Below are 3,946 nucleotides of genomic sequence, written 5' to 3'. Positions count from 1 at the left end.
ATGCCTATGATGGATGTAACAGGTAAGGTTGTAGTGATTACAGGTAGTCTGCGTCCTATGACAAGGCAAGAGGCTACAGAGTTTTTGGAACAAGAAGGGGCAATAGTTCAGAACTATATCTCTAGTCAAACAGATATTCTAGTAGCAGGACATAAGCAGCTAGATCTCTTTGAACCTGATCGACGTTCTAAAAAGTATGAAGCAGCCCTCTTTCGCAAGGCACAAGGACAAGCGATTACCATTGTTTCAGAAGAAACTTTCTTTGCTATGGTTAAGAAGTCTCATGATTGAGGCTTCTTTTTGTGTGCATAGGTGTATCTTAGTATTGACATTTTTTATAAAAATCATTATTGTATTAAGTAATAGGAAGTTACACGATTTTTGTTTAGTTTAGCGAAATTCTGTAAAAATAAAAGAAAGATATTATTGTTAGGAGTATTATGGCTAAAGATAATTTTACTTTGGGTTTTGCGCCTTCAGCAGTACAACATTTAGGTGTTGGGTTATATAAGCAGTTACCTCAAGCATTAATGGAACTTATTACAAATTCTTGGGATGCCGATGCAAGTGAGGTAAAAATCCATATTGATTATTCTCGAAGATCAATATCGGTTTCTGATAATGGTCACGGAATGACTTTAGAAGAATTGAATTCTAATTTTTTAAGGGTTGCCCGTAATCGTAGGAGTAATGGTATAGGACTAACACCAAAAGGGAGAAAATTAACAGGAAAAAAAGGCTTAGGAAAATTAGCATTGTTTGGAGTTGCTGATCGTATTCAAGTTATTAGTATAAAAGATAACCTTAAAAATGGTTTTGAGATGAATTACCGCTCTATACAAGCAACTTCAGAAGAGGAATTTTACCATCCTGAAGCACTCTATGTCAATGAAAGTGTAAATCAAAAATCAGGGACAGAAATTAGAATTTTGGATATTAGTCTTCAAAATATTGCAAAAATGGATTCTTTAGCCTTAGCTTTATCAAGACGTTTTAATCTTTTTTCAAGAAATAATTTTTTGGTTATACTATCAGACGAAAAAGGAAAGACGATTGAATTAGATGAAAAGGTTTTTGAAAATAGTATAAAACCGAGTACAAAACTTGATTTTACCTATAGATTCCCTGAAGACTTTCAAGAAGAATTGAAAACTAATAATGCACTTATTGAGCTTGTTAATAAAAATGTTAGTGGAGTTGTATTTACAAAAGAAACTCCGTTAAAAGCAACTGAGCAAGGTTTTAGTGTATTATCGCATGGTAAGCTCGCTAGTGAGCATACACCACATCAATTTAGTGAGCGGGCTAATGACCGTTTTTATGATTATGCGACAGGATATTTTGATATTGATTTCATTGATGATAGCCCATCTAAAGATTTTATTTCTACTGACAGACAAGCCATTTTGTGGAATGCAGACTCTGATTTACAATTCCTACGTGAAAATTTGAATAAATTAATGGGAGTAATTCAAAAGAGATGGCGTCAAGATTGGAATCAAAGAAAGCAAACGAAGGCTGAGAAGTCACAAAAGGATGTACCAAAAATAAAAAAAGTTTTGGACTCGCCTGATTTACTAAAAAAGGATAAGGAAACGATTGATACTATAGCTTTATTATTAGAAGATGAAAAAATGACAATTCCTTCTGAATTAAAGCGTAAAATTTTAGAAAGTGTAGCAGATGCTACTCAAACAATGGGAATTGAAGAAAATGTATATAAGGATTTAATACCTAACAATTTTGTTGTCCCAGATGAACTGTCCAACAAGATTCGAATGCTCAGAGCTGAAACACGACTTGCTGCAACTTCAGCTGATGATCCGAACCGTTTTATTTTAGCACAAGGTCTTCTGCTAAGAGGGATTATTGATACTACAATTACTTCACTGTTAGTTAAATATAAAGATACATTAACTAAAAATAAGCTATGGGCTGGCAAGGCACCACATAATGACATAACTTACTCTAAAGCTGTTTCTGTTAAAAATATTACTTTGTATAATAAGTATATGTCTGCATTAAATTTTTTTGAATTTAAGGGAGATTGTAATAAAAAGAATAAAGATAATTTAAAGAGTAACTTTGATGATGTAAAGGTTATTCCACAATTAGACCAGTTAATGCATGATGAAATGAATTGGCCCAAATTTGATAAGCTTAAAGAAATGTGGGACACTGTAGCGCCTCAGTTACTTTTAGCTTTTAAATATATAAAGGACTAGTCTATCTTCTTGATACCTATTCTTAAAACTTAGTCATAAAAACTCTTGGAAAATTATTTCCCAAGAGTTTTTATGAGTTAATAATCGAAATCAAAAAGTTTATAAGATCATAATTTGATTATCATTTTAATCGCTTGTGCGATTTTCTTACTCAAAATAGGAGGAACTGCGTTTCCAATCTGAGTAAAGGCGCTTGTTCTTGAATTTTCAAAATAAAAATCGTCAGGAAAACCTTGGAGGCGTGCTGCTTCACGTACTGTAATAGAACGATTTTGCTCTATATCAGGATGAATATAGTGATGTCCATCCTTGGCAATATGTGCAACGACCGTGTGTGCAGGTTGATTCCAATCTAAAGCTTTAAAGCGATCTAAAAATTTATCAGTGTGTTTATGGGTAATTAATGATTTATCAAGTTCGTTATACTTTAAATTTTTACCTTTTGACCGAGCCAGTGCAACTTCTTTATAAATTTTTAGGTCTATTTCTCGATGAGGACGTGCAATATTCTGAGTAAGTAGGATATTCGTATTTTTTCTAAAGTATTTTCGGACATAATCATTTGGTTCATGCTGATATTGATTCTTTTCTTGCCCCTGATGCAGTTGTGGTAAATCAGATAAAGCTGTTTTAACAGAAATGGGTTTTCTTTTTTGAGATTGTAAGGCATTAAAAAACTTTTCAATTAATTTTGATGAATTATCAGGAACGCCAAAAATAATAATACGTTCACGTTTTTGAGGTACTCCATAGTCTGCAGCATTAATTAAACGATAATCTATAGAATAGCCGATTTCTCTAAATTCTTCTTGCATCTTTGGAAAAAGTAGATCTCCGTTAATATCTTTGAAACTTAAAAGCCCTTTGACATTTTCAAAGACAAAAAAATTAGGTCTATATTTTTTTAGAAATTCTACATAATATCTATACAGATAAATTCGTTCATCAGTATCCTTTTTATTCCTATTTGCTGCTCTTCCTATAGTAGAATATGCTTGGCAAGGCGGTCCACCTATAATTCCTGTTATTGTCTTTTCTTCAATTTGGTTGAAAATGAAATCAATAGTATCATGTCCAATTTCAATGTTTAGCATTTTATTATGAATCTCAGGAGGAGTATGTTCCAACAGAGTTTCAAAAGTTATTTCATTATTCAAATATTTATTGTATAGATACAACTTATCTGATTGTTGGAGGTAATAGAAAATATCTCTAAGAAGCAGAGTTTGACTTGCAGCTATGTCTTTCTCTATATGTTTTACAATTTTAAAACTATTATCTCTGAAACCCTCTGTCAGTCCTCCAGCACCACTAAAAATATCTATAATATTATAATGAGACATATCTACCCTCCATAAAAATTCTCTAGTACCAGGATACCAGGAATAAGTTAAAAAATCAAGATATTAATCGTAAATTTTTGAGATGACATCTAACTTTTTTTAAACAAAAACTTTCTCATCAAGAATTATATTATTTATAGAAGTTTCATGATTGAGGCTTCCTTTTTTATCTATAAAGATATATAACTTTTTATATATCAAAAGAACTTTTTAAGATAAGTAGAAACTAACTTGTCCCCTTACAGCACAGATTGTTATTATCTCTTATCATAGAATTATCAAGCAGAAAGGAAAAGGATAATAGATGGATGATGAAAAATATGGTGTCCCTCGTGACATCTATGCCAAAGTAAAAATTATAGGTCTTTTTATGGCTGA

The 3,946-nt window shown here is 31.8% G+C and carries 3 protein-coding genes; 2 read left to right on the top strand and 1 reads right to left on the bottom strand.

Annotation, left to right across the window (positions count from 1 at the left end; genetic code table 11):
- The first annotated feature begins 6 nt into the window (after positions 1 to 6).
- Both AALA56_RS09755 and AALA56_RS09750 read left to right on the top strand, forming a co-directional pair.
- Positions 7 to 291, top strand: a complete 285-nt coding sequence (locus tag AALA56_RS09755) for a BRCT domain-containing protein (protein ID WP_369909852.1) — start codon at positions 7 to 9, stop codon at positions 289 to 291.
- Between the two features lie 149 nt (positions 292 to 440).
- On the top strand, positions 441 to 2,225 hold the full coding sequence (locus AALA56_RS09750) for an ATP-binding protein (protein ID WP_369909851.1): 1,785 nt from the start codon (positions 441 to 443) through the stop codon (positions 2,223 to 2,225).
- Positions 2,226 to 2,332: 107 nt separating this feature from the next.
- Here AALA56_RS09750 and AALA56_RS09745 read toward each other — a convergent pair whose 3' ends face one another.
- On the bottom strand, positions 2,333 to 3,568 hold the full coding sequence (locus AALA56_RS09745; protein ID WP_369909850.1) for a DNA cytosine methyltransferase: 1,236 nt from the start codon (positions 3,566 to 3,568) through the stop codon (positions 2,333 to 2,335).
- Positions 3,569 to 3,946: the final 378 nt, after the last annotated feature.

It is taken from the genome of Streptococcus hyointestinalis (genome assembly GCF_041225505.1).
Taxonomy (GTDB): domain Bacteria; phylum Bacillota; class Bacilli; order Lactobacillales; family Streptococcaceae; genus Streptococcus; species Streptococcus hyointestinalis_B.
Note: the sequence above shows the minus strand (reverse complement) of the source record. Positions and strands in the feature narration are given on the sequence as shown.